Below are 25,308 nucleotides of genomic sequence, written 5' to 3' on the forward strand. Positions count from 1 at the left end.
TACCGCCTCGCAGAATTCCGCCCCGTTGGCGTTCCACTCCTTGCCCCCCTTGCCGACGATGCCCGCCGACCACGACGACGATCGCGACTTCCGGTGTCGCACTTGGCCGCGGAAGTTCGCCGACGCCGCGCGGGGGATCAAGATCGCCGTGCGCGGCGAGGCGAGCTACTTCGTCCACATGCTCGCCACGGCGATCGTCGTGCTGGCCGGGGTGACGGCCCGGATTACGCTGTCGCGCTGGGCCGCGCTGGTGTTGTGCGTCGCGCTGGTGCTCGTGGCCGAAAGCCTGAACACGGCGATCGAACGACTCGCCCGCGCCGTGACCCGCGAGCAGGACGCCCGGGTCCGCGATGCGCTGGACATCGCCAGCGGTGCCGTGCTCTTGGCGGCGATCGGCGCCGCGGTTGCCGGGGCCCTGATTCTCGGGCCGCCGCTGGTGGCGATGCTCGAAAAACGGTGAGCGCTGGACCGCCCCGGGCTGTCGAGCCGCGAGCTCCCTCGCCGGCCGCGCACTGCGACGGGCGGCGAATGCACTGCGCGAGTCCCCCGCGTCGCCGGCGAGGCGGAGCCTCGCGGCTGGGGGTGACGCCTCGACCTCAATCGAGCCAGTCTTGCGCCTGGAGCCGCTCGGGGACGTAGACTTCGGTGACGTAGCTGATGTCGATGGTCATCAGGCCTTCGACTTCCACCTTGAAGTCGTTCTTGAGCATCCGCTGAATCTCGGCTTGCCAAGGCCGTTTCTTCTCGAACCAGGGGTAGTTGGCTATCTGTTTGGCCCGCTTTCGGTCATTTTCATTCAAGCCGATGAGAGCCGCGTCAGGGAGCTTGTAGCGCTCGACGTCGATGCTTCGTAAACCCAGGTACTTGGCGTCGGGGATCGCCATTCGTTGGCTCTCAAAAGCGAGATTGATCGACCCCTGCTTGAGCACGCTGTAGATGTAGTACCCCCAGGGATCGTTATCGAGCACGCAGTACACCGGCAGGTTGAGTTCCGTGTTGAGTCGGTGCAGCAGTCTGCGAACGCCGCGCGGCGGCTGGCCGCCGCCGTGGGTCAGCAGGCAATGGTGCTTTTCCCAGAAACGATCCTCGTTGAACCGCTGCCAGACGGTGTCCTTTTCGACATGCAATACGAACTTGGCGCCGCATTTCTTGCGATCCAATTCGATGATATTCGACTCGACGATCGACGGAATGCTGTAGCCGCCGGAACCCATGCGCGAACAATCAATAGTGTCCCCTTTGTCAACGAGCGTGATCGGCCCGACCATGCTGCCGGCCGCCTTGGCGTACAAATGCAGCTCTTCGCGAATGCTGCCGAGCAGGACTTCCAAATCCTCAATAATCGGGTCGCTGTCCGACTGATCTTCAAATGTGTTTTCCGTCGAGCCGGCGATGCGGTGTTTGAGCATGTAGTACATGCCCCGCAAGCTCGTCGTCTTGCCGGAGTCCAACAGCCGTTTGCATCCGCTGGCGACCAGCATCGTGCGCATGTACGCCTTGGCCTGCGACAGGTCGAACAGCTGCCGGCGGTTCTTGCCGGAACCCATCTCGATGATCCGCTTCCGCGGGCTGTAGTGGACGTTCGACAGCGTGCGGCTGGGGATGTCGACGTAGGGGTCCTTCTTCGCATCGGCGGCGCTGACCACCCGATCGGCGAGCCCCACGAGCGACCCCATCGTTTTTTTGTCCCGCGCCGACAAGGCGACGCGCGTCTTCGTAGCAGGAGCCCCGGCAGGGCGGCGGACTTTCTTGGCCATGGGATTTCGCAAGAGGCGTTTAGCCCCCGGTCATTGACCGGGGGTCAAGGGGATGATTCTGACTCGACGACCGGCGTGCGCCGAATCGCCGCGGCGTGGTTCGCGGGGTCGACGATTAAGACGTTTTCGCCGTAGTCGATTTCCTCGGCTTTGAGCTTCCGGCCGCGGTCGTCCATCTTCATGTCGGCGTCGGCGGTCACCTTCTTGGCGACCTTGAGCAGTTGGTCGTACAGTGCGTCCTGCTTGGCGCCGTTGATCTCGCTCACGGCGACCGACACCTCCTTGAGGTACCGCATGAACACCTCGCGGCGGTCGCTTTGCTGCTTCACCCGCAAGCGGCGGCGGAGGTACATTCCCAGCTTGCGGCCGACCGCCTGCAGGCCCAGTCGGATTTCCTTTTGGATCTCCGGATACCCGGCGACCGCTTCTTTCGACTCGCTGGTGAACGGGACCCACACGCTGGCCATGTGAACCATCAGCGTCACCGGGCCCTTGGGCAATCCGCCGCGCGACTGGCTCAGTCCGTAGCTGCGCCAGTTGGTCTGCATGACGGTCTGCGTGATCGCGCAGGCCGCCTGCTGGAACTGCAGCGGCACGCGATTGGCCAGCCGCAGCACCTCCATCGATTGCCCTTCGGCGACGTTCACGTTCTGCATCGCGGCGAACAGTTTCTCGCTCTCCTTCGGCTTCAGCTTGCCCGGGGCGCTGCGGGTGCCGAGCCCCGAGTTCTTGATGATCCGATCGGCCGCGTCGGAGCCCAGGCCGTTGAACGTATGGATGAGAAACTGCCGCACGGTGCGGGCGTCCGTCTCTTCGAGCAATTCCAGGAGCAAGTCCTTGGTGACGTTCTGCGTGGGCGCCGTGCCGCCGTATGCGAGCCCCACCTCGATGACGAACGGATTGCCGCGATAGACGGCCGGCGGGCGGGTCGCGGCGGCGTAGAACTCGCCCGGCACGACCTGATGCAGCCCCTTGAGGATCAGCTCCTCGCCGATCGGGCAGATGCAGTCGGTCGCCGGCGGGGCGATCTTCGTCCCTTGGATTGCGTGATACAGGGCGTCGGCCCCGGCGCGGTCGATCTTCTTGGCCGGCGTTCGGGGCGAGACTTTGGCCGTCGTGCAGATCTTTCGGGCGATCGACGGCGAGACCCGCGAGAAGGTCGTCGTGAAGAACTGCGAGACCGTCGTCCCGTCCGCCTCGGACAGCATCGCGGCCAACCGGCCCAATTCGACCCCGTACGGGTGGGGCAAGATCTCTTTCGGTTCGGGGGGGAGCTTATCGGCCGCTCGCACGTAGTCCCGCTGCGTGCCGTCGGGATCGAGGTAGTGGAGCGTCACGTGCGGATTGGCGATCGCGGTCTGGTGGAGATACTCGTCGACGCTCCCCCGGCCGCGAATGTATTTGGCCTCGAGCTCGATCGTGACCCGCGTGCCGTGCGGCTGATCGACCCATTCGATGCCGTGCTTGGCAATGTACTCGGCCCCGGCGGACCCGGGGGGGATGTCGACTCCTTCCCCTTTGCCGTTGAGGATTTTGGGTTCGTTGCGTTTCGTGTCGATCGCGATTTCGTAGTAGTGGGCCGGCTTCTTGGGGCTGATTCGCGAGATGATCTTCACCGGCTTGCCGGTCGTCTGCACGCCGTACATCCCCGCCGCGCTGATGCCGATCCCCTGCTGCCCGCGGCTTTGCCGCAGGCGATGGAACTTCGAACCGTACAGCAGCTTGCCGAAGATCAACGGAATTTGCTTCTTGAGGATCCCCGGGCCGTTGTCTTGGATGCCGACCTTGAAGCGGTCGGCGCCGGTCGTCTCGATGTGGACCCAGATCTCGGGGAGGATGCCCGCCTCCTCGCAGGCGTCGAGCGAGTTGTCGACCGCCTCTTTGATCGTCGTGAGGAGCGCCTTGCGGGGGTTGTCGAATCCCAAGAGGTGCCGGTTCTTGGCGAAGAACTCGCTGACCGAGATGTCGCGCTGCTTGGCCGCCATCGATTGGGCGGTGGCGCGGCGCTTTCCCGCGGCGGGGGCCGCCTCGGCGACGTCGGTCTCGTCAGCCTTCGCGGGCGCACCCTCCTCGGGCGCGGTCGTCGCGACGGCGCGCTTGCGGACTTTCTTTTTGACCTTCTTGCGCGGACGGGTCGAGGGGTCGTTCTTGGTGACGCGTTTCTTGGTCGCCAACGGGCGGCTCCTGTGCTGATGCGATCGCGGTGATTTCGGACGGCGACCCGTCGAGAATGCGTCGCCCCCGCTCCGAGTCGAGCGGCCCGGGGCGTCAAGCTTTGCCGGAAGGGGCGATTATATCGATTGCGCCGGGGGTCTCTAGCCGCAATGGGGCCCGGGGACCGCTACAAACGGTTCGGGCGTTACGGCTGGCAAACAAAAACTGATCGTCACCGCCGGACCTGTCCGACACCAGAAAACACGACCCGTTCCGTGGTCCGTCCCCCAGACGACGGGCTAGGTGCAAGTCTCGGAGAGACTTGTCGAGGTACGACCCACCGACGCGACTCGCCCCCCTCCCGCCGCGAGTCGCCCAGCGCAAGGAGGCGCTTTCCCGATGACATGCCGATTGACCCGTACGGTTGTGCTAGCAACCTCGCTCTTGGGGATGTGTCTGACCGCCCGCCCGGCCGCGGCGGTCGAGGGCCTCTACAAGCGAGTGATCAGCTACCAGGCGAAGGAAGACCTCTTCGGCCAGTACTACGAGGGACCGGACCCGTCCGGGGCGACTGCCCAGATGTACGTGTCTCCCGTTCCCGTGCCTCCGAACGTCGGACACACCTACACGACCTACCAGCCGCTCATGCCGCACGAGTATCTGTACCGGCACACGCGGTCGCACTACGCCCACGTTCCCGGGGCCGGTTGGACCCGCGCCAAGGTCCGCTACGGCACGGCCGGTTTGCGGCTCGACCATCTGTGGTGGAAGGCCCAGGGGAGCCGGTGGTAGTCGCGAGGCGGGTGCAAGAAACCGGGACTATGGGACTTCGGGACCATAGCGCCATTCGATCCCACGCGCCCATCGAGCGTCGCGGCGGCTGATCTCAAGCGATTGCGTTCTACCTTTACCATACTCCAAGAGTCCCATCGGCCTGTCGTCCCCCCAGCTGATGGTTCCCCCATCTTCCCGCCAGGAATTCCCCATGAACACTCTGCGAGTCGCCTTAATCGCGCTGGCGGTCGGCGCGCTGGGCGTTGCGGCCGACGAGGCCGCGGCCGAGATGCCGTACCTTCGTCCGTTGCGCCGCGCCCAGTCGTACAACTGGCACGGCAACTACGCCTACACCCAGTACGGACGGCCGACCGCGCTGGTCGTGCCGCCGACGGCCCAACTGCAGACGAACTGGAGCTGGGGCGCCCCGTCGTCGCGCGTGTCGCGGATCGACCACCAGTTCACCCGCAACGACGGCGGCCCCGGTTCCGTCGCCGCCCGGCCGACTCCGCTGTGGCCGATGGACACGACGATGTTCGGCGTCTACTACGTCCGCGGCCCGTGGTACCCGACGCAGCCGTAGAAGGCCGCTGCGCGGGAAGCTTGAAAACCGAATGCCGAAATCCGACACGAACCCGCAACCCGAAACCCTGTCACAACGCGCCTTCTCGTGCGGGCGACCTGGGAATTCGGAGTTCGGATTTGCGTCGGATTTCGCGCTTCGGACTTCGCGCGTTCGGGCTCTCATTCCATCGCTTCGCGAAACAATTGTTCTACAAGTTCGCGGGTGAGCCACTTCGCGCGGTCGACCTCGGCGCACAATGCTGGGGCGGTGGGGTAGCCCATCAGATAGGCGAGCTTCTCGATCTCGCGTTCGTCGGCGGGGAACTCGTGCCGGCCGGCTGAGTTCATCAGTCGGATGCGGGCCTCGACGCTCCGCATGAGCCGGTACTCGGCCTCGAGCGTCCGGGCCTGCTGCGAGTCGAGGCAGCCCGCCGCAGCCAATGCGCCCAGCGCGTCGAGCGTCCCCGTGACGCGCACCGCCGGCCGTGCGGGGCCGTGCTTCAGTTGCAGCATCTGCACCAGGAATTCGGCGTCGACCGTGCCGCCGGGACCTCGCTTTAGGTTTTGCGGCGAGGCGTCCTCCTGCAGTCGCAGGCGCATCTGCCAGATCTCGCGGGCGTCGTCGGGAGACCAGGGTCGGCAGTCGATCGCCGCGGCGACGGCCAACTCGGCCCGCCTGCGCGCCGGGCCGGTCCCCAGGATGACGCGTGCCTTGAGCAGGGCTTGCCGTTCCCACAACTGCCCGCCGCCGGAGCGGAAGTACTCGACGAACGCATCGAGCGGCAACGCTAGGGCGCCGCTCTTCCCTGTGGGGCGCAGCCGGGGATCGATCTCGTACAGCCGTCCCTGGGGGCCGAAGTGATTGGTCCCCTTCATGATCCGTTGGGCGAGCTGACTGAAGAAGTGGTTGTTGCTGGTGGCCGAGGCGCGGCTCCGCCCGTTGGGCAGCGTGCGTCCCTCGGCCTCGTACAGGAACACCAAGTCGAGATCGCTGTGGTAGTTCGGCTCGCGGCCCCCCAATTTCCCCATGGCCAGGACCAGAAACTGGCAGGGTCGCCCCGCGTCTTCGGCCGTCGGCGCCCACGGCTCGGCCGGGTAGGCCGCCTCGTCGTCCCCGTCGGCCGCCGAACCGAGCGTCGGCTGCCCGTGCTTGTCGAGCAGCTTCGCGAGTTCCGCGTCGGCGATCTTCCGCAGGCACGCCTCGGCAATGTCGGAGAGCGCCGCGTGGGTCGCCCGGACGTCGTCCTTGCCGACGATGTCGCGCACCCCGACGCGCAGGTGCTGGGCGTTCTTGAAGCTGTGAAGGATGGGGTCGAGATCCTCCGCTCCGCGAGCCAATTCGGCCAGCGACGCTTCGAGCCGCTCGAGCTGCGGCAGCCGCTCCACCAGCAGGCTGTCCATCAGTTCGTCGATCATCCCCGGGTTGCTGGTGAGGATGCTCACCAAGTAGGGGCAGGCCGCGCACAGCGTCACGTACAGGTTGAGCGACGGGTGGTTGCGGCTGAACAGCTCCCACAGCGCCGCCTTGCCTCCCAGCGAGTCGCTCACCCGGCTCAGCGTGACCAGCGTCCCGTCGGGGTCGGGAGTCGCGGCGATCGCCGCCAGCAGCCGCGGCGCGATCGCCGCGAGGAACAGCCGGCACCGCCGCGTGGACAGAAAGGGAATCCGCTCGTTGGCGAGCGACATGAGATTGTCGTACGCCGCCGGCACGTCGCGAAACGGATACCGCCCCAGCACGCGCGCGATCGTCTCGGCGCCCGGGTCGGGATCGTTCACCAGATCGACCTCGGGGTCGGCCTCCGGGTCGCCGGCGAACGAGTCGTGCAACAGGTGGTTGAGAATCCGGCGATTCAGCTCCGTCCGTTCGGCGTACTCGCGGTCGAACGCTGCGGCGATCGCCTTGCCGTCCTCGCCTGCGTACCGCAACCGGCGAGCGAGCTTCACCGTCTCCAGCGCGCCGCCGGGAAGCGAGTGGGTCTGCAGGTCGTACATCATCTGCAGCCGATGCTCGACCCGTCGCAGGAAGGCGTAGTTGTCCTCGAGAATCGTCCGCTCGCGGTGGGTGAGACAACCGGCCCGTTCGAGCCGTTCGATCGCTTCGAGCGTGTTGCCGGTCCGCAGGCTTGGTTCCGAGCCGCCCGTGACCAGTTGCAGGAATTGGATGACGAACTCGATATCGCGAATCCCCCCGCGGCCGGTCTTCACGTTGCTGGCCAGGTTGTCGGCGGCGTTGGCCTGCTTCTCGATCCGGCGCCGCAGCGAGCGAATTCCCGCGATGTCCGCGAGGCTTAGGTAGCGGCGGTAGATCCACGGCTCGATCTCGTCGAGAAATCGGTGCCCCAACTCCACGTCCCCCGCGATCGGTCGAGCCTTGATGTAGGCTTGCCGTTCCCATGTGCGGCCCTGCGTGTCGTAGTACGTCAGGGCCTGCTCGACCGTGTGGCACAGCGGGCCCTGCTTGCCGTGGGGGCGCAGCCGCATGTCGACGCGGTAGGCGAACCCCAACTCAGTCGTTTCGCTCAGGAGGCGAATCAGGTCGGTCGCGATCCGGGTGGCGGTCTCAACGGCGTCGGCGACTCCCTCGGCGCCGTCGACCAGGAACACCAGATCGATGTCGCTGGAGTAGTTCAGTTCCAATCCGCCGAGCTTGCCCAGGGCGAGCACGACCAGATCGGGGAGCCGCTGGGGCGCCCCGCCGCGGGCCGCTTGCCGCGCCGCGAGCTTGCGGCGGGCGAAGTCGAGCGCCGCTTCGACGACCGCGTCTGCGACGTACGAAATCTGTCGAGCGACGGTCCCGATGTCGTGCCCCGCGATGATGTCGCCGTAGGCGATCCGCAGCGTCTCGCGCCGCTTGAACCGTCGCAGGGCGTGCATTACCTCGACTTCGCCGCTGAACTTGCGGACCTCGGCGACCAGCTCGTCGACCAACACGTTGCGCGCCACCGGGCTGCCGCCGGTCATCCGCAACAGGTCGTAACTCTCAGGATCGGTGCAGAGCAGATCGGAGAGGCTCTGGCTCGTGCTGAACAGCGTGAGCAGCTCGGAGAGCGCCTCGCGATCGCGCTCGAACAAGGCGGCGCTGGACAACAGGTTGCGGGTCGAGAGCAGGTAGCGCTCCAGATTGTTGAGCGCCATGTCGGGATCGGGAAGCCCCGGGGCCGCGGCGGCGAACTGCTCGCAGATCGTCCCCAGCAAATCGAGCGGCAGGCCCGCCGTCGCCAGCCGCAGCAAGTTGGCGTGGCCGGTGCGCGGATCGGCGACTCCCAGGGGAATGAGCCACTCGCTCGCCTCGGCCGGGGCGTCGAGCATCGTCCGCACGCGATCGATCTGCATAGCGCGTCTGTACCAGCGCGGAGCGCACGACTTCGCCGAATCGTCGCAACCGACGACCCGCCGACGCCCGCGCTCTCGCAAACCTTCGCCGCCTAGCTAGGGATTGCAGCCGGAAGGCAAGAACCGGCCCGCTCCGCCGCAGACCTGTGATTTCATTGTGCCTGCCAGGGGCGGGGAAATCAACTTGAAGCAACGGCATTCGCAGGCGGTTCAGTCGCTTGACCGCACATGACGCTCTTCAATAGCTATTGCGAGTCGGCCTGGAAAACATTGCCGAAGCCGCCGCTCACGCTAACAGCGAGAACACTTCCGGCCCGACTTCCTGCGTCACGACCTCGCCGAACAGCGTGTGGGCGTTCGCGTCGTACACGGTCACCGGCAGGAGTTGTCCGACTTGACGGCGGTTGCCGGTGAAGACGACGATCCGGTCGCACATGGTCCGGCCGACCAGTTGGTACGGCCCGTCGCCGCCGGCCTGAGGAACTCCCGGCGCGGGGAGCTCGCTGCCGACCGCGTCCGCTTTCGCGGCCGCCTTGCTCAGGCCCTCGACAAGCACCTCGACGTCGCGCCCCAGAAATCGCTGGTTGTCCGCTTCGGCGATTTCGTTTTGAAGCGCCAGCAGGTGATTGTTCCGACGCCGCTTCACCTCCTCGGGGACGTCGTCGGCGTACAACTCGGCGCCTTTCGTGCCGGGGCGCTCGCTGTACTTGAAGATGAAGCTGTTCTTGAACCGGCACTCGCGCACCAACTCGACCGTTTGCTCGTAATCCTCGTCGGTCTCGCCGCTGAAGCCGACGATGAAGTCGCTCGTGACCGCGGTCTCGGGCATCCACGTGCGGATCCGCTCGTGCATCTCGCGGTACTCTTCGACCGTGTACCCGCGCTTCATCCGCCGCAGCACGTCGTTCGAACCGCTTTGGGCCGGCACGTGCAGGTACTTGGCGATCTTCGGCAGGTCGCGCACCGCGGCCAACACGTCGTCGGTCATGTCCTTGGGGTAGTTCGTGACGAACTTGATCCGATCGAGCCCGTCGATTTCGTGCAGCTCGGCCAACAGGTCGCTGAATCGGGTCGTCCGCTCCCCCTCGCGATAGCGGTAGCTGTTGACGGTCTGACCCAAGAGCGTGATCTCGCGGGCGCCCTCGCCGGCCAGTTGCCGGGCCTCGGCGACAATGTGCCGCGGCGGGCGGCTCTGCTCGGGCCCGCGGACGCTGGGGACGATGCAGTAGGTGCAGAACTTGTCGCACCCGATCTGGATTCGCACGTACGCCTGAAACGGCGTGGGACGCATCGTCGGGTCGCGCAGCGGGTCGAAGCTCTCATGGCTTCGCTCGACCGCGTCGCGGGAGCCCTCTTTCCGATCGAGACTCACCTCAAGCTGCCGCCCGGCCCCGGCGGCGACTTTCTCGATCAAATCGGGGACCTGATGCAATTGCCCCGGGCCGACGACGAGGTCGACGTACGGCGCCCGCGTGAAGACGGTGCGCTTGTGGTTCTGGGCCATGCAGCCGATGACGCCGATGATCTTCTGCGGGTTCTGCAGCTTGGCGTTTTTGAGTCGACCCAGCGCGCTGTAGATCTTCTCCTCGGCATGCTCGCGGACGCTGCAGGTGTTGAACAGCACCGCGTCGGCGTCGAGCGCCGAGGAGGTCAATTCGTACCCCCGCTTGCGCAGGCTCGCCACGACGAGCTCGCTGTCGAGCACGTTCATCTGGCAGCCGACAGTTTCGATGTAGAGCTTCTTGGGCATGCCGTCGAGGACGATGGGACTGGAGGACCGGGTGGACGAAGGAAAGAAGAATCGGGGCAGCCAGCACGCGACTTGGGTCAGGTTCGACGGTCCCGACGTCCCCTGGGCCCAGGCTCCCATGGACCCGCGCTACGCCGCGTCGCGGTCTTCGTCGGTCGGGACCTTGTCGAGTTGCTTGGCCAGCAACTCGCGCACTTCGTTGAGCATCTCGTTCCGCCGGATCGCCATGAGGCGCACGAGCGAGACGACCGCCACGTATGCGGCGGCGCCCATGATGACGATGTCCCAGGCGTCCATGACCGGAGTCTCCCGGAAGGTCCCGTTCCAGGTCGCCGCGATCCTCGCGGCCGACTCAGCATGATACTCGGAATCCCCCGGCGCCCGCGAGTCCAACCCCCCTGAGGTAGTGTTCCCATTTGCGCCCTTGGAAGGGTGGCTGGGGTCGCAGCGCAGCGGAGCCCCCAGGAATCACCCTCCCATGCGGTCCCCGGGCGTCAACGGATGCCCGCGCAGAAAATCCGCCGCCGGCATGGCCCGCTTCCCAGGCGCCTGCACCTCGATCAATTCCACGGCTCCCGATCCCGCGGCGACGACCAGCCGTGAATCCGCAACCAGCACCGTCCCCGGCGCCGCCGGCTCCGAGGCGTCGACGACCGCCCCCCGGTGGACGATGAGCCGCAGCGGCTCCCCGCGGACGGGCTGTCGCACGTCGGTGAATGCCCGCGGCCAGGGCTGCATCCCGCGGATATGGTCCTTGATCGCCTGGGCCGAGCGCGACCAGTCGATCGCGCCCTCGTCCTTGCCGAGCCGCGGCGCTGTGGTCGCCTCGGCGGGGTCTTGGGGGACCGGTTCGGCCGACCCCGCGGCCAGTTTGGCGATGACCTCGGCCACGAGGTCGGCGCCCATCGCGGCAAGCCGCGTTTCGAGTTCTCCGGCCGTTTCGTCGGGGTCGATCGCCGTCCGCTGCACCCCCAGGCACGGCCCGGCGTCGAGCCGCGAGATCATGTGGATCACCGTGTTGCCCGTCTCGGCGTCGCCGTTCAGGACGGCCCGTTGCACCGGCGCCGCCCCGCGGTAACGGGGCAGCAGCGACCCGTGGAGGTTGATCCCCCCCAGTCTGGCCGCGGCGAGGGCGGCCGGTTTGAGAATCTCCCCGTAGTCGCACACCACAAGCAAATCGGCGGCGAGCGCCTCGAGCCGAGCGACCGCCTCGGGCGCGTTGACCGTCTCGGGCTGCCACAGCGGCAGGCCCAACTCCTCGGCTGCCGACTGCATCGGCGCAGCCGGCGCCCGACGTCCCCGCGGCGGTCGCGTCACGACCAGCGCGACCTCATGCCCTGCGGCGACCAACCGCCGCAGCGTCGGCACGGCGAACGGACCTGTTCCGAGGGCGACGAGTCGCATGGGACGCGGTGATGAGTGTCTGGGATTGGGATGGCGTGACGGATCCGTCAATCACGCCCGTCACGTCCTCAGTCTCTCCAAATCGGCGATACGGGCGGCGATCTTTTCGTCGCTCGGCAGGTCTCCCGTATTGCGGCGGCTCTGAAAGTCGAACTCGAACTCCGCCAAGTCGTCGCGAATCTCGGCGAACTGCGCGGGGGTCAGCCGGTCGATGAACAGCCGACCGTCGAGATGATCGACCTCGTGCTGCAGAATGCGAGCCAGGAACCCCTCGGCCTCGGCGACGACATGCTCGCCGGCCAAGTTGTAGGCCTCGACTTTGATTCGCGAATTCCGCACCACAGGGGCGTGAATCCCCGGGATGCTGAGACACCCCTCGTCCCCTTCCTCCTGCCCCTTGCCTCCCGAGAGGATCGGGTTGATGAACACCGCTTCGGCCTCGGTCTGCGTCGAGTCGCCCGTCGGATTGGCGACGAACACGCGGTACGGCAAATCGACCTGATTCGCAGCGAGCCCCACTCCTTCGTTCTCGTACATCAACGCGAACATCTCGGCGATCATTCGCTTCAGGTCGGCGTCGACCCGCGCCAGCGGCCGCGACACGTGCCGCAGAGTCGGGTGGGGATAGTGAATGATTTCCAGCGCCAAGGGACTACCTGCCGAGGATGCGCGTCGGTGACTTCGCGGAGTTCGCGAGGGAGGAATTCCTCAGTATACGCGGAGCGCGCCTCCCCACGAAGTCCCGCCGGGGAGGCGGTTGAGGGCGATTTTGCGGATCGCTTGCGGCTCAGCGCTCCGTCTCGATCCCGACGCTCTGCAGCACCTCCGCGGCGATCGCTTCGGCGCATCCCCAGGAGAGCGACACCCCGCCTCCGCCGTGCCCGTAATTGTGGAATACCGGCACGTCGTCGCCGCGCCGGGCGTTGTTCGGGTCGCGGCCCACCTGCACCGCGTCCGCAACGGGGCGGAGCCCGACCCGCGTTTCCAACACCCGCATCCCCGCGAGTCGCGGTTCGACCGCTTGGCAGCGGCGGACGATCCGCCCGGTCAGGCGCTCGTCAGCGGGGGGCGCCTCGCATTGCGGCGACTCGGCCGACGTCGGCACGTAACTCCCCCCCAGCACCACCTCGCCCGGGCCGCCGTCGAGCAATTCGCCGCGCGGCACGACATACAACGGCTCCTCGTGGAACGCCCCCGAGTGAATCACGGTCAGCCGGCGCACTCCCGGGGCCGCGACCCGCAGCACCTGACCCGCCACAGGACGAACTCCGCCGGAGCGGCTGCCGTCGGCGAACATCTCCGCGGCGAATCCGGCGCAGTTCACGACTGCGTCGCAATGGTGCTCGCGTCCCAACTGTCGAAGGTCGCCGATCCAGATCTCGGGCAAGATTCGCCCTCCGGCGTCGGCGAGCATCGCTTCCAGGAAGGGCAGGTAGGCGTCCATCTTCACGACGATCGTCTTGAACTCGACCGTCGCGGCGAACGTCCGCCGCCCCAGCGGGTCGTCGGTGCCGAAGTCGAAGGTCCGCTCGGCGCGCGGCAAGTCGACGCGCCGCACGTCAGTCCCCGGCAGTTCGCGCCACCAGAGGTCTTCCACGTACCGGGTCGCCTCGGCTTCGCCCGGGGCGTCGACGAATTCAACGGCTTCCTGGCGCCGGGCGCCGCTTGCGGGGGCCTCCGCAGCCAAGGCGGCCAGCCAGCGGTACGTCGCCGCCGCCCACTCGCGTCGAAAGCCGCTGACCGCGTAGGGATACCACGACGCCGCGGCGACGGCCGAAGTGATGCCGCGCCGCCTCCGACCGGCGAACACGGCGACCTCGCACCCTGCGCGGGCCAGCACGATCGCCGTCGAGAGTCCGATCACCCCGGCGCCGACGACGGCCACGTTCGGGTTGCGATGCATTTGCGTCGGCGTCGGTTTCACGAGCAGCGAATCCATACGCCGACGATCGCACGTTTGCCGTGCCGACGCAACGGGTGGCGCCGGCGGCCAGCGCGTCGCCGACGAGAGTGCAACTCAGTTGGTGCAACTCAGTTGCAGGCGTACGACCGCCCCTCTACGGCGTTCCCGCGGCATCGGGGGTCAGAGCGTACAGCACGGCGTTCAACGCCAGCCGGGCCGCGTCCTCGCGGGTGTAGCCGCGGCAGGCGAGGGCTTCGTGCTTTTCCAAAGCGCAACTGACGTCGTACGGCGAGAAGATCACCGCCAGCCGCCCGTCGAGGACGATCCCTTCGATCTCGGGCTCGACCTTCTCGACGCGGGTTCGCAGGGGGCGACCCGGCTGGGCCGCGGCCGGTTCGCGGCGGTTGACTTGGCGAATGTCGTACCCGCCGGCCGCCGGGCCGAATAGCGGATGAGTCACGGGGATCCGCTGCAGCTTGGCGTCGGGGAGCGCCAGCGCCATCTCGCGGCGGAACGCGGCGGCGAACTCCTTGCTCGCGCAAATCGAGTCGGCCAACAGCGTGCCGCCGTTGGTCAGGAACTTGGCCAGCCCCTCGCGCTCCGCCTGACTGAAGCGGAAGTCCTGCCGGCCGTGCATGAACGCCAGGATGAACTGTCCCTCCTCCGCCAGGGCCGGGTCGCTGGCCCGCAGGTCGATCTCTTCGCTGCTGACGCTCAGTTGCAATTCGCCCTGAGCGGCGGTCCGCAGCAGATTGGCCAAAGCGCCGGGGGCGTCGTTGCATCCCCCCCCGTGCAGCAGTTTGGCGATGCGGATCATGCCGTAGCTCCCCAGCACCTCGCCGCTGTCCAGCTCGGCCAGCGCGAACGTTTCCTCCTTCCCCTTCGGCTCGCGATTGGTGGCGTAGGCCAGCACGTTCACGCCGATCGCCATTGCGTCGTCGATGCGCTGCTCGACCGACTCGGGAAGCGGCTCGCGATTGGCGCGGCCGGCCAGTTCCCAGTAGCACGACAGGTCGACCTCGCTGAACACCGCGCACGTGCGGCAACCGTACTCGACCGCCCACAGCCGACCGACGTACGGCGATTCCGGCCGCACGAGCTGCTCGACCCGCCAGAGCGGATGCTCGGGGCCGACCCGTCGCAGGCGATACTCCGGCTCGGGAAAGACCTGCTCCATGAACTGCCGGAAGCCCGCGTCGAACGGCCCTCCGTCGGCGCAGCACGCCTCGGCGAACAGAAACCCGCCCCGATCGAGGTACTCGCGCGTCTTGGCGGCCATGCCGGCGAGTTCGGGCGCCTGGCTGCCGCTCACCAACAGGACGGGGGCTTGCAGCAGGTCCTCGACGCTCGCCTTGTCTCCCCGCAGCACTTGCCAAGTCAGGTTCAGCCCCCACAGGTCCTCGGCCAGCGACACGACGTTGGCGACGCCGCTGGGGTGACGATCCCAATCGGCGCCGGGGCCGTGCTCCAGTTTGCCCACGAGCACCGGCCACCGGCCCTTGCTCAGAAACAACAGGGCCATCGACGTGGCGATGTGGGGGTTGTTCTCCGAATGGCCCGATCCGACCCAGTAGTGGCCGAACGGGTCCTGCTGGCTGAGCAGAAACTCGGCGCCCTCGCGATACCAGTCATGCTCGCCGATGAACCGCCGCGACGTGAGCCGGCCGAACCGCTCAAGCCCGTAGAGATAGTAGTAGTGCCAGGCGTCGCGCGAGCCGGGGTTTTGCTGGACGGTGAGGTTCCGACCCATCCAGATCAGGGCTCGCGACAACCAATCGTCCTTGGCGGGGGGGAGGCAGCAGTTGACCCGGTTGCCGTCGACCTTGGCGGCGCCGTCGGAGATTTGTCCCGTGCAGATGACCATCGCGCCCACGCCGGCGCAAGTCATGCTGCCGGTGCCGGGCCAGTTTTCCTCGGCGTGATAGCCCCACGCGCCGTCGGGGCGCTGGCATTTGCGCCAGTACTGCTCGGCCAGTCGCCAAGTTTCGGGCTTTACCTTGGCGCCCGCGCGGGCCGCCTCGTACAGAGCCAGCACGGCGAACTGCGAATTGCTGTTGTCGCCGTTGAAGTCGCTGGGATAGGACCATGCCCCCGCATTGGGGCCCTGATTGATCTGGGTTGATTCAAGCCAGGCGACGTTGCGCTGGATAAGCGCCAAATCGCCGCGCTCGGCCTCGGCCAGCACCATCGTCTGCAGCGAGACGCTGTAGGTCTTCGTCGGCTGGATCGCGCGGAGGTAGGCGAGCGACTTCTGAATATGCGGGTCGCTCGCCGGGACTCCCGAATTGAGCAGCGCCAACGTCACGAGTCCCGTGACGCCGCCGGGGTATTGCAGCATCTCGCTCCACGAGCCGTCGCGAGATTGCTCTTGGAGCAGGTAGGTCTTCCCCTGATCGATTGCCGTACGGACCGCCGCGGCGGTCAGAACGGGGTTTCGGTCGCGCTGAGCGGCGGCAGGGGACGCCCCGAGCCCGATCAAGACGATCGCCGCGGTTCCCTGCAGAATGCATCGCGCGCGTCCGAGCATGGTCCTGTTCCCGGCGAGGTGCAAGTGGTCCCGTCGGCTTTATCCTAGTACGCAATCTCAGGAGAAACAAACGGGCCACGCGTCGAGAACCTCAAGTCCTGTGCAAGCGCAATTCGCACCCAGGCGCGAAACGACCGGCGACAAAGCGGGATGACTCGCTTCCATCGCTCGGCGGGGATCGATCGCTGCCGACGTCGTTGTCGGGCGTACCAGGATGCGAGCAGTGCGCGATCGTCTGTACGCTTTCGCGCCGCTGCTCGAGATCCCCCGGTCGTAGCGGGGGAATGCACGTCGCCGCCCGGCCCGCGCATTGTCCGGGTTCTGACGCGGCTATAGAATCGCTTGGTCGCCGGGCCTGCGGGGGGCACGCCCGGGCGGCGCCGCTGTCGCCGCCGTCGACAAGGCTTGCGCCGTTTGCCCCGTCTGTCACTCTCGCCCGAGGTCGTCTCTTGTCCAGCCCGCCCCGCAGTCTCGGCGACATCCTGCAAGAGTTCCGCCAAACCCGCGTGGTCATGCAGCAGGAGCTGCAGAAGGTGATCATCGGGCAGGAGGAGGTCATCCAGCAAATCTTCGCCGCGATCTTCACCCGCGGCCATTGCCTGCTGGAGGGGGTTCCCGGACTGGCCAAGACGCTGATGGTCAGCACGCTCGCCCAACTGCTGGATTTGGGGTTCAAGCGAATCCAGTTCACCCCCGACCTCATGCCCTCGGATATCACCGGCACCAACGTGCTGGACGAGGACGAGCACGGCCGGCGGAGCTTCCGGTTCGTCGAGGGGCCGGTGTTCACCAACATTCTACTGGCCGACGAAATCAACCGCACCCCGCCGAAGACCCAGGCCGCGCTCCTGCAGGCGATGCAGGAACGCGAGGCGAGCGTAGGGCAAACAACCTATAAGCTCCCCGAGCCGTTCTTCACCATCGCCACGCAGAACCCGATCGAGCAGGAAGGGACCTACCCGCTCCCCGAGGCGCAGCTCGATCGGTTCATGTTCAACATCAAGGTCGACTACCCCACGGCCGAGGAGGAAGAACGGATCCTCGCCTCGACCACCCGGCAGGAGAGGCCGGAGATCCGCAAGATCCTCACGGCCCGGGCGATCCTCAATTTGCAGAAGCTGGTCGGTTCGGTCGCGGTGAGCGAGTACATCGTCAAGTACGTCGCGTCGCTGGTGCGGGCGACGCGGCCGAAAGACGCGAGCGCGCCGAAGTTCATCCAGGAATGGGTCGACTGGGGCGCCGGTCCCCGCGCGGGGCAGTTCCTCATTCACGGCGGCAAAGCGTTTGCCGCCATGGACGGCCGATTCACCGTGGCGGTCGAAGACGTGCAGCGAATCGCGATCCCGGTGCTGCGACATCGGATCAGCACGAACTTCCAGGCGCAAGCCGAAGGAGTGACGAACGAAGACGTGGTCAACCGCTTGCTGGAGACGATCGCGACGCCGGAGATCCCGAAGTACGGGGGGTAGGGAGTTGGTAACGGAGATGGGGCGGAAATGCACAGCGCCGTTGAGTTTGGAGAGTACGATGGGCGTCAGGAACTGTCGCGATCGCATTGCATTGCAGAAGACGATGGAATTGGCCTGCGAGGCCTACGCGTTGAGTGCCGGTTCTCCAAGCCGGAGTTTCGCCGCTTCGTCTCGATTGCGATGGGATCGCTCCGAGAAGTCGAGACGCAGCTGGAGTAGGCCGCTCGATTGAACGGCGCCTCGGTCGCTTCCGCTGACGAAAGCGCGCGGCTGGCTGAAATGGGCTAAATTCCTCCGCGGTCTCGGAAAGTCGCTGGAGAGCCGCTGATCGCGAACCGTCCCGTCGGCACGACTCCTTGCCCCCAACCAACGATCTCCTGCGCCGTGGCCGCCGTAGAAAAATACCTCAAGCCCGAAGTCATCCGCCAAATCTCGCGGCTTGATCTGCGCGCCCAGTTCATCGTGAAAGGTTTCCTCCAGGGCCTCCACGCCAGCCCGTTTCACGGCTTTTCGGTCGAGTTCAGCGAGCATCGCAAGTACACCCCCGGGGACGATCCCAAAGACATCGACTGGCTCGCCTACGCGAAGACGGATCGGTATTACGTGAAGAAGTTCGAGGCCGAGACGAACATCACCGGGTACCTGGCGATGGATCTCTCGGCGTCGATGGCGTACCGGTACGAGCAGGAGCTGTCGAAGTTCGAGTACGCGACCTGTCTCGCCGCGGCGCTCTGTTACCTGATGGTGCTGCAGAAGGACCCCGTGGGGCTTGTGACGTTCGGCGAGCGGATCGTCGACAGCCTTGCCCCGCGCAGCAACCGCCGGCAGATCGGCAACATCCTGTCGCTCCTGGCCAAGCTCGAGCCGCGCGACAAAACCGACGTCGCTCGCAGCCTCACGCAACTCGCGGCGATGCTCAAGCATTCGAGCCTCGTGATGGTGTTCAGCGACTTGCTGGCCGAGCCCGAGCCGGTGCTCGCGGCGCTGCGGCGGCTGCGGCACGGGGGGCATGACGTGATCGTGTTCCACATCCTCGACCAAGCCGAGACGACGTTCCCGTTCGAGGGGCTCGTGGAATTGGTTGACCCCGAGTCGGGCGAGCGGATCGAGGTCGACGCCGACGGTTACCGTGCCGATTACCGGCAGGAGATCGCCGATTTCCGCGACCACTATCGCCGCGAATGCCGCCAAAGCCGCATCGACTACGTCCCGCTCGACACCTCGATGCAGTTCGACCGGGCGCTCACCGAGTACTTGGTCAATCGCCGGGCGCTGGGATGAGACTGCGCATTGATCGCCGACCACACGTCCCAAGGACCGACATCCGTCAGCCGTGCCGATTGTCCTCATCGGTCGTTCAACCTTGGCTGAACGGAACGCCACGTTCGCTGACATGATCTGATGGGATTTCTCACGCCAGCTTTGACTCTCGGAGCCTTCGCGATCGCCGTGCCGATCGTGTTGCATCTGGTCATGCGCCGGCAGCCGCAAGTGCTTGAGTTTCCCGCCCTGCGATTCGTGCAGCGGCGACGCGAGTCGAACCGCCGGCGGATGCAACTGCGGCACTTGCTGCTGCTTGCGCTGCGGTGCGGGGTGATCGGGCTGTTGGCGGTCGCGCTCGCCCGACCCACGTGGCGGCCGCCTCAGACGCGCGGCAAGGCGGGCGCCCCGCTCGCCGCGGCGTTGGTCGTCGACAACTCGCCCCGCATGGAATACGTCGAGCTGGGTCGCACCCGGCTGGAAGCGGCGTCCGAGGCGGCCGTCGGCGTTCTCAAACGACTTCCCGCCGACGCCCAGGCGACCGTCGTCGATCTCGCCGCGGGATCGGCGCGGTTCGCGCTCGACGCCGAAGCGGCGATCGCCCGGGTCGAGCGGCTCGCCTCGGCGGCCGACGCCCGCGAGTTGGCCGCGGCGGTGGTCGACGCAATCGAACTGACCGCCGCCCAAACCGAGCGGCAGGGGCAGGTGTTCGTCTTCTCCGACCTCGCGCGCGGCGCCCTGAACGACGCCGCGGTGGAACAGATCGCCACGGCCCTGGCCGCGGCGCCCGAAGTGCAACTGGCGCTGGTGGACGTCAGCGGCCAAGGGACGCGGAACGTCGCCTTGGGCGAGCTCGTGCTGAGCGGCGTCGCCCTGCGGACCGGCGAGCCGTTGCGGATCGAAACGACCGTCGCCGCCCCCGCGGCGAGCGATCCCCCGTTGGTCGAGTTGCTCGTCGCCGATGGCCGCGGCGAACTGGTGAAACGCGGTCAGCAGTTGGCCGCGCTCGGCCCCCCCGGCGACGACGACGTCGCGGCGGCGCAGATCGAGTTCTCGCTCGACGACCTGCCGCTCGGCACGGTGCAGGGCGTCGTGCAGCTTGCCGCGACCGACGCCTTGCCGATCGACGATCGCCGGTTCTTCACGGTCGAAGTTCGCCCCGCAGCCAAGGTGCTGCTGGCGGGCGAGACGCCGGCCGACGTCGCTTTGCTGCGCGAGGCGCTGGCCCCCTCGTTGTTCGACAACCAACCGCAGCGCTTCTCCTGCACGGCAGTCGCCGCCGGCGAGTTGGTCCGTACCGCGCTGGAGGACTACCAAGCGGTGCTCGTGGTCGACCCCCCGCCGCTGCCGACCGACGCTTGGACCGCGCTGTGGGACTATGCCGAAGCGGGAGGCGGGGTCGGCGTCTTCCTCGGTCACAACGCGACGAGCGAGGCCTTCAACGCTCCTGGCCCGCAACGACTGCTGCCGGGGAGGCTGAAGCGGATCTCGCGCGACGCCACGTACTTTCGCCCGCGCCGGCTCGATCACCCGGCCCTCGCGGGGCTGAAGGCCTACGCCGAGACGATCCCCTGGCAGGTGTGCCGAGTGGATCGATACTGGCAGTTCGAGCAAATCGAAAAGCTGACGAGCGACGCCTATATCGTGGCGGGCTTCGCCAACGGACAGCCGGCGCTGGTCCAGCGCGCGGCGGGGCGGGGTCGGCTGCTCGTCGCGACGACCCCCTGGTCCGAGCCGCTCAACCCCCGCGGGCGCGAACCGTGGAACGAGCTGACGGCGCCCTCGGCGGCCTGGCCGTTCGTGGCGTTGTGCGATCAATTGGTCGGCTACCTGGCCCGCGACGTGCAGCCGCAGCTCGACTATCTCGCCGGCGACACGGCGACGCTCCCGCTGGCCCCGGGCCAGCGGGTGACGACCTTCGTCCTGCGCACCCCCGACGGGCAGGGGTTGCGCCGCACGGCGGGCGCCGGCGACGGCAGTTTGTCGATCAGCTCGACCAGCCAGCCGGGCAACTACCGCGTCACCAGCGGCGGCGATCGGCTTGATCGGGGGTTCAGCGTCAACATCGCGGCCGAGTACAGCGAACTGGCCCGGCGCGACCCGGCGGAACTCGCCGAGGCGCTCCCCGCGAAGCAGTTCCAACTGGTCGCCGGCGGCGACGAAGCCGCGAACCTCGTCGCCGAGGCCGCCGCCGGCCGCGAGCTGTACCCCTGGGCGATCGGTCTCGTGGCGCTCGTGTGGAGCGCCGAGCACTTGCTCGCGAATCGGTTTTACGGGTCAGAGCGAGGAGCGAAGCTTGATGCGTGAGTCGTAAGTCGTCGTGCGCGCCGAGCCGCATGCGTCGGGCGAGCGCGCCTCTGTCGCGCAGGTCGCTCGCGCACGCTTGTGCCAGTTCATTGAATTCGCTTTCACTTCCCTTTCTCGCCTTCCCCCCGGTCGCATGTCTCAGTGGTCGTTCGATCCTGTCGGCGGGTGGTTGCTGTTCGCGGCGGCGGCGCTGGTGCTTGCGCCGCTGGCGGCGCTCGGACCGCAGAAGGTCGGCCGGGGGAAACGGACGACGCTCGCGGCGCTTCGCGGGGTCACGCTGCTGGCCCTGTTGACGGCGATGCTTCGGCCGGCGCTCGAGACGATCGAAAAACGAAAACTTCCCGGCACGCTCGTGATCCTGGCCGACCGCTCGCGGAGCATGCAGGTCGAAGACGCCGCGGCGAACGCCTCGCGCTGGGACTCGGTCCGGCAGTCGCTGGACGGGATCAAGGGTCGCCTTGCCAAGCTCGCCGAGGCGTGGGACGTGCGGGCGTACACGTTCGCCGACGGGGTCGAGTCGGCGCTGCTGGAGGCCGGCGCCGTGCAATTGCCCGACAAGCCCGAGGGTTCGCAAACCGCGATCGGGGCGGCGCTGGCCGACGTGATCGACCGCGAGTCGCAGCAGCGGCTGGTTGCGGTGCTGCTGCTGTCCGACGGGGCCCAACGAGCGTTCGCCCCCCGCGACGAACCGCCCCAAACGGTCGTCCAGCGGATGGCCGCCGCGGGCGTGCCGCTGTATGCGTTCGCCTATGGCCAGCCGTCGGTGGGAGATCAGCCCGACCTGCGACTTAGCGACCTGCTGGTCAACGACGCGGTGTTCGCCGGCATGCCGACGACCGTCCAAGGGGTCGTCACCGCCACCGGCTACACGAACCAGTCGTTCAACGTGCAACTGCTGTGGGAAGACGCCTCCGGCGCGATGGTCCCGGCGGCGACGACCAAGATCACGATCAAACCGAAACGGGGCGGGATTCCGATCGAGCTGACCCACGTTCCGACCCAGCCGGGCGAGTACAAAGTCACCCTCGCAGTCGAGTCGCCCGAGGGGGAGCTTGTTGCGGCGAACAACTTGCAAAGCACGTTCGTCACGGTCCTCAAGGGGGGAGTGAACGTCCTGTACTTCGCCGGCGCCGATCGCGTCGGGGGCTTGCCGGGGATCGAGCCGCGGTTCGTGCGTCAGGCGCTGGCCGCCTCGCCCGATTTGCATGTCGAGTACGAGGCGCTCAACTACCGCAGCCCCGAACTCGACTATCGCGCGCGGATCCGCGACGGGCGGTACGACGTGTTCCTCTTGGGCAACGTCGACGTCACGGCGTTCAGCACCCGCACCTGGCGCGACATGGCCAACCTCGTCGAGCAGGGCGCCGGGTTGGGGATGCTCGGCGGGCTGCACAGCTTCGGCCCGGGGGGCTTTCGCAACTCGCCGCTCGACGACCTGCTCCCCATGGACATCGGCCCTGCCGAGCGGCAGAACTTCGGCGAACCGCCGCGCGCCGACATGCACGTCCAAGGCCCGCTGAAGCTCGTGCCGGTGGTCCGCAACGGCGCCGTCCACCCGATCATGCGCCTGCCGGAGGCGGACGGGGGAGAGCGGCGGTGGGCCGAACTCCCTGCGCTCGACGGCGCCAATCGGATCGAACGGCTGCAGTTGAAACCCACGGCCAGCGTCGAGGCGACGTCCGCCGACGCCCGCTTGTGGCCGCTGTTGGTGACCCACGGCTGGGGGGACGGCCGCGTCGCGTCGCTGGCGGTCGATTCGACCTGGCACTGGCAACTGGGGGGCCGCGGCGAGGTCCATCGCCGCTTCTGGCGGCAGTTCATCCTGTGGCTGGCTCGCAAGGACGAGACCGAGGGGCAGCGGGTGTGGGTCAAGCTCGACCAGCGCCGCTACCAACCGGGGGCTCGGGTCGACTTCACCCTGGGCGCCGCGGACGAGAAAGGCGAGCCGCTCGAAGGGGCGACGTTCGATGTCCAGGCGGCCCGTCCCGACGGCGCGGTCGAGCAGGTCCGTGCGATCCGCCGCGGCGCGGATTGGGGGGGAAGTTTCGCCGCGACCGCCGCGCCGGGAGACTATCGCGTGACGGTCCGCGGCCGCGACGACGCGGGAGCCGACTTGGGGGACGCCCAAGCCCGCTTCGCGGTGATCGATCAGGACGTGGAACTCGACCAACCGGCGGCCGAGCCGACGCTGCTGGCGTCGCTGGCCAACATGACCGCCGACAGCGGCGGCGCCGGCCTGGCGCCCGAGCAACTGCCGGGGCTCGTCGACGAACTGTTCGCCAAGTCGCAAGAGTTCGAGGAAGAGACCGTCAGCCGCGTCACCCTGTGGGACACCTGGGGCCTGTTTGCGGCGCTCGTCGGGGGGCTCTCGACGGAATGGTTCTTGCGCAAGCGGTGGGGATTGACGTGAGGCCGCTAGGACCGAGCCGCGTGACGAAGGCGACGCCAAACGTCGGCGACTTCGAGCTCCTCGGCGAGCTCATCGGCTGCTGCGTCGACGAGCGAACAATCAACCATTGCGCCGTTGACGCGCAGGATGCCGGCGATGTCGCGAGGATGCTTGTCCGATCCCCTTTCGTGACAGTACGCCAACTTGCCGATAATCACGTCGGCTGGAGAGGCGACTTGAATCGAGCCGTCCTCGCTCAAGGGGACTCGCACGGAGCGCTCGATCTGTCCGCGCTGCCATGCCGCGGCGCCCTGGACGATAAAGTCGATCTTATTGCCCGACTTCGGATGGATCACGTGGAACGGACGCAAGAGTGCGACCGCTTCTGCCGCAGCGGCGCGGTTCACGTCGAAGTTGTCGGGGGGGAACGCGGCGCACAGGAGGTCGACGTGCCGGGAATCGATCTCAACGACGACGTCGATGTCCGGCGTGAACCGCGGTTCGCCCCAAATGCCGCTGGCGAACGAGCCGACCAGCGCGTAGCGAGCTCGCAAGTGCTCCCAAGTCGTCGCGACGAATCGCAAGAGGTCATCCTGTTCCGCCGCTGACCCTCCGGATCGCGGCAGCGCGGATTTGCTCGGCCGACCAGGCAGGTTGCCGCACGCGTTCTTCCGCGGCGGCCAGCGCGAGAGCCGTCCGCCGGGCTGCGGCGATCATGGCAATTTTCTCGGCCGGCGATTTCGCACGCAGCACGGCGACCATCTGCGGGTCGAGCGCGTCGTGGGCGGCGACGGGATCGTTTGGCGAGGCGGGTGGTTCTGGAAGCGATATGGGCGTATTTTAGCGTAGACCTGAGTCGCCCGCTTGCTTCGTTTTGTCCGTCTCCGTCAGCCCCGTTTGCGCCTGTGGAAACCGTCGCCGCGCCGTTGTACGACTTCCCCAAGTATTACGATCTCGTGTACGGATCGGACTGGAAGGCGGAGTTCGATTTTCTGGAGGGGTGCTTCGAGCGCTATACCGACCGGGTCGTCGAGCGGCTGTTCGAGCCGGCTTGCGGCACGGGGCGGCTGTTGTATCGGTTCGCCAAGGTCGGCTACGACGCGGCGGGGCTCGACCTCAACCCCAAGGCGATCGCGTTCTGCAACGAGCGGCTCGTCAAGCACGGCCTGCCCCCCTCGGCCTTCGTGGGCGACATGAGCGACTTCAAGCTGCGGCGCAAGGTCGACGCGGCGTTCAACACGATCAACAGCTTTCGCCATTTGCAGACCCACGCGCAGGCCGTGGGCCATTTGCGCTGCATGGCCTCGTGCATCGCCCGGGGGGGGCTCTACGTGTTGGGGCTCCACCTGACCCCCACGGCCGTCCCGCCGATGGAGGAAGAAAGCTGGGCCGCCCGTCGCGGCAACTTGGCCGTGCTGTCGCGGGTGTGGGTCGTCGAGCACAACCGCCGCAAACGTCAGGAGCGGGTCGGCATGAGCTTCGACGTGTACACCCCGACCCGACAACTGCGGATCGTCGACGAAACCGCCTTCCGCACCTACACCGCCCCGCAGATGCGCGACCTGCTGGCGGAGGTTCCCGAGTTCGAGATCGTCGCGATCCACGACTTCGGCTACGACCTGAGCTACGAAGTCGTCGTCACTGCGGCGACCGAAGACGTGGTGTACGTGCTCAGGCGGAGGTGAAGAACAAGTCTCGCCGCGAGGCGATCAGATGG

19 protein-coding genes are annotated in these 25,308 nt (G+C 67.2%); 8 read left to right on the forward strand and 11 right to left on the reverse strand.

What is annotated here, in order from left to right; translation table 11 throughout:
• The first annotated feature begins 58 nt into the window (after positions 1 to 58).
• A complete protein-coding gene (locus tag KF688_08600) occupies positions 59 to 460 on the forward strand; it encodes a diacylglycerol kinase (GenBank protein MBX3425724.1) in 402 nt (133 codons plus the stop codon).
• 136 nt (positions 461 to 596) lie between these two features.
• Here KF688_08600 and KF688_08605 read toward each other — a convergent pair whose 3' ends face one another.
• Both KF688_08605 and KF688_08610 read right to left on the reverse strand, forming a co-directional pair.
• Positions 597 to 1,757 carry a DNA topoisomerase IV subunit A gene (locus KF688_08605; protein ID MBX3425725.1) on the reverse strand — a complete coding sequence of 387 codons (1,161 nt, stop codon included), beginning with the start codon at positions 1,755 to 1,757 and terminating at the stop codon, positions 597 to 599.
• A 44-nt stretch (positions 1,758 to 1,801) separates the two neighbouring features.
• A complete protein-coding gene (locus KF688_08610; protein MBX3425726.1) occupies positions 1,802 to 3,742 on the reverse strand; it encodes a DNA topoisomerase VI subunit B in 1,941 nt (646 codons plus the stop codon).
• 568 nt (positions 3,743 to 4,310) lie between these two features.
• On the opposite strand from KF688_08610, the gene KF688_08615 reads away from it, so the two are divergent.
• Positions 4,311 to 4,703: a hypothetical protein gene (locus KF688_08615; protein MBX3425727.1), complete on the forward strand. Its 393-nt coding sequence runs from the start codon at positions 4,311 to 4,313 to the stop codon at positions 4,701 to 4,703.
• A gap of 193 nt (positions 4,704 to 4,896) precedes the next feature.
• Positions 4,897 to 5,268: a hypothetical protein gene (locus KF688_08620; protein MBX3425728.1), complete on the forward strand. Its 372-nt coding sequence runs from the start codon at positions 4,897 to 4,899 to the stop codon at positions 5,266 to 5,268.
• Between the two features lie 161 nt (positions 5,269 to 5,429).
• On the opposite strand, the gene glnE is transcribed toward KF688_08620, so the two are convergent.
• The 7 genes from glnE to KF688_08655 form a co-directional block, all read right to left on the reverse strand.
• A complete protein-coding gene (gene glnE, locus KF688_08625; GenBank protein MBX3425729.1) occupies positions 5,430 to 8,582 on the reverse strand; it encodes a bifunctional [glutamate--ammonia ligase]-adenylyl-L-tyrosine phosphorylase/[glutamate--ammonia-ligase] adenylyltransferase in 3,153 nt (1,050 codons plus the stop codon).
• Positions 8,583 to 8,868: 286 nt separating this feature from the next.
• Positions 8,869 to 10,332: a tRNA (N6-isopentenyl adenosine(37)-C2)-methylthiotransferase MiaB gene (miaB, locus tag KF688_08630; GenBank protein ID MBX3425730.1), complete on the reverse strand. Its 1,464-nt coding sequence runs from the start codon at positions 10,330 to 10,332 to the stop codon at positions 8,869 to 8,871.
• A gap of 129 nt (positions 10,333 to 10,461) precedes the next feature.
• On the reverse strand, positions 10,462 to 10,629 hold the full coding sequence (locus KF688_08635) for a hypothetical protein (protein ID MBX3425731.1): 168 nt from the start codon (positions 10,627 to 10,629) through the stop codon (positions 10,462 to 10,464).
• Between the two features lie 171 nt (positions 10,630 to 10,800).
• Complete coding sequence (gene fmt, locus KF688_08640) at positions 10,801 to 11,736, reverse strand: methionyl-tRNA formyltransferase (GenBank protein MBX3425732.1); 936 nt, start codon at positions 11,734 to 11,736, stop codon at positions 10,801 to 10,803.
• Between the two features lie 60 nt (positions 11,737 to 11,796).
• A complete protein-coding gene (gene def, locus KF688_08645; protein MBX3425733.1) occupies positions 11,797 to 12,384 on the reverse strand; it encodes a peptide deformylase in 588 nt (195 codons plus the stop codon).
• A gap of 139 nt (positions 12,385 to 12,523) precedes the next feature.
• Positions 12,524 to 13,675 carry an FAD-binding oxidoreductase gene (locus tag KF688_08650; GenBank protein MBX3425734.1) on the reverse strand — a complete coding sequence of 384 codons (1,152 nt, stop codon included), beginning with the start codon at positions 13,673 to 13,675 and terminating at the stop codon, positions 12,524 to 12,526.
• A gap of 118 nt (positions 13,676 to 13,793) precedes the next feature.
• Positions 13,794 to 16,166 carry a DUF4159 domain-containing protein gene (locus KF688_08655; protein MBX3425735.1) on the reverse strand — a complete coding sequence of 791 codons (2,373 nt, stop codon included), beginning with the start codon at positions 16,164 to 16,166 and terminating at the stop codon, positions 13,794 to 13,796.
• A gap of 479 nt (positions 16,167 to 16,645) precedes the next feature.
• On the opposite strand from KF688_08655, the gene KF688_08660 reads away from it, so the two are divergent.
• The 4 genes from KF688_08660 to KF688_08675 all read left to right on the forward strand — a co-directional run bounded on the left by KF688_08660 (position 16,646) and on the right by KF688_08675 (position 23,612).
• Positions 16,646 to 17,635 carry a MoxR family ATPase gene (locus KF688_08660; GenBank protein ID MBX3425736.1) on the forward strand — a complete coding sequence of 330 codons (990 nt, stop codon included), beginning with the start codon at positions 16,646 to 16,648 and terminating at the stop codon, positions 17,633 to 17,635.
• Between the two features lie 384 nt (positions 17,636 to 18,019).
• On the forward strand, positions 18,020 to 18,916 hold the full coding sequence (locus tag KF688_08665; GenBank protein MBX3425737.1) for a DUF58 domain-containing protein: 897 nt from the start codon (positions 18,020 to 18,022) through the stop codon (positions 18,914 to 18,916).
• Positions 18,917 to 19,036: 120 nt separating this feature from the next.
• Positions 19,037 to 21,202: a BatA domain-containing protein gene (locus tag KF688_08670; GenBank protein MBX3425738.1), complete on the forward strand. Its 2,166-nt coding sequence runs from the start codon at positions 19,037 to 19,039 to the stop codon at positions 21,200 to 21,202.
• A gap of 133 nt (positions 21,203 to 21,335) precedes the next feature.
• The gene (locus KF688_08675) at positions 21,336 to 23,612 is read left to right on the forward strand and encodes a hypothetical protein (GenBank protein MBX3425739.1); all 2,277 of its coding nucleotides are present in this window, start codon (positions 21,336 to 21,338) and stop codon (positions 23,610 to 23,612) included.
• A gap of 5 nt (positions 23,613 to 23,617) precedes the next feature.
• Here the strand turns inward: KF688_08675 and KF688_08680 are convergent, their stop codons facing one another.
• Together KF688_08680 and KF688_08685 are read right to left on the reverse strand one after the other, a co-directional pair.
• On the reverse strand, positions 23,618 to 24,175 hold the full coding sequence (locus KF688_08680) for a hypothetical protein (protein ID MBX3425740.1): 558 nt from the start codon (positions 24,173 to 24,175) through the stop codon (positions 23,618 to 23,620).
• A gap of 4 nt (positions 24,176 to 24,179) precedes the next feature.
• Positions 24,180 to 24,353 carry a hypothetical protein gene (locus tag KF688_08685; GenBank protein ID MBX3425741.1) on the reverse strand — a complete coding sequence of 58 codons (174 nt, stop codon included), beginning with the start codon at positions 24,351 to 24,353 and terminating at the stop codon, positions 24,180 to 24,182.
• A gap of 143 nt (positions 24,354 to 24,496) precedes the next feature.
• Between KF688_08685 and KF688_08690 the strand changes: the two genes are divergently transcribed.
• Entirely contained in the window at positions 24,497 to 25,276 is a 780-nt protein-coding gene (locus KF688_08690) for a class I SAM-dependent methyltransferase (protein MBX3425742.1), read from the forward strand.
• The last annotated feature ends 32 nt before the right edge of the window (positions 25,277 to 25,308 follow it).

The sequence above is a fragment of the Pirellulales bacterium genome, assembly GCA_019636345.1.
In the GTDB taxonomy this organism is placed as follows: Bacteria; Planctomycetota; Planctomycetia; order Pirellulales; family Lacipirellulaceae.

Excerpts from the sequence above, each read along its gene's own strand:
- KF688_08600 (MBX3425724.1), top strand. The coding sequence starts at position 59 with ATGCCCGCCGACCACGACGACGATCGCGACTTCCGGTGTCGCACTTGG.
- KF688_08605 (MBX3425725.1), bottom strand. The coding sequence starts at position 1,757 with ATGGCCAAGAAAGTCCGCCGCCCTGCCGGGGCTCCTGCTACGAAGACG.
- KF688_08610 (MBX3425726.1), bottom strand. The coding sequence starts at position 3,742 with ATGGCGGCCAAGCAGCGCGACATCTCGGTCAGCGAGTTCTTCGCCAAG.
- KF688_08615 (MBX3425727.1), top strand. The coding sequence starts at position 4,311 with ATGACATGCCGATTGACCCGTACGGTTGTGCTAGCAACCTCGCTCTTG.
- KF688_08620 (MBX3425728.1), top strand. The coding sequence starts at position 4,897 with ATGAACACTCTGCGAGTCGCCTTAATCGCGCTGGCGGTCGGCGCGCTG.
- glnE (MBX3425729.1), bottom strand. The coding sequence starts at position 8,582 with ATGCAGATCGATCGCGTGCGGACGATGCTCGACGCCCCGGCCGAGGCG.
- miaB (MBX3425730.1), bottom strand. The coding sequence starts at position 10,332 with ATGCCCAAGAAGCTCTACATCGAAACTGTCGGCTGCCAGATGAACGTG.
- KF688_08635 (MBX3425731.1), bottom strand. The coding sequence starts at position 10,629 with ATGGACGCCTGGGACATCGTCATCATGGGCGCCGCCGCATACGTGGCG.
- fmt (MBX3425732.1), bottom strand. The coding sequence starts at position 11,736 with ATGCGACTCGTCGCCCTCGGAACAGGTCCGTTCGCCGTGCCGACGCTG.
- KF688_08650 (MBX3425734.1), bottom strand. The coding sequence starts at position 13,675 with ATGGATTCGCTGCTCGTGAAACCGACGCCGACGCAAATGCATCGCAAC.
- KF688_08655 (MBX3425735.1), bottom strand. The coding sequence starts at position 16,166 with ATGCTCGGACGCGCGCGATGCATTCTGCAGGGAACCGCGGCGATCGTC.
- KF688_08670 (MBX3425738.1), top strand. The coding sequence starts at position 19,037 with ATGGGATTTCTCACGCCAGCTTTGACTCTCGGAGCCTTCGCGATCGCC.
- KF688_08675 (MBX3425739.1), top strand. The coding sequence starts at position 21,336 with ATGTCTCAGTGGTCGTTCGATCCTGTCGGCGGGTGGTTGCTGTTCGCG.
- KF688_08685 (MBX3425741.1), bottom strand. The coding sequence starts at position 24,353 with ATGGTCGCCGTGCTGCGTGCGAAATCGCCGGCCGAGAAAATTGCCATG.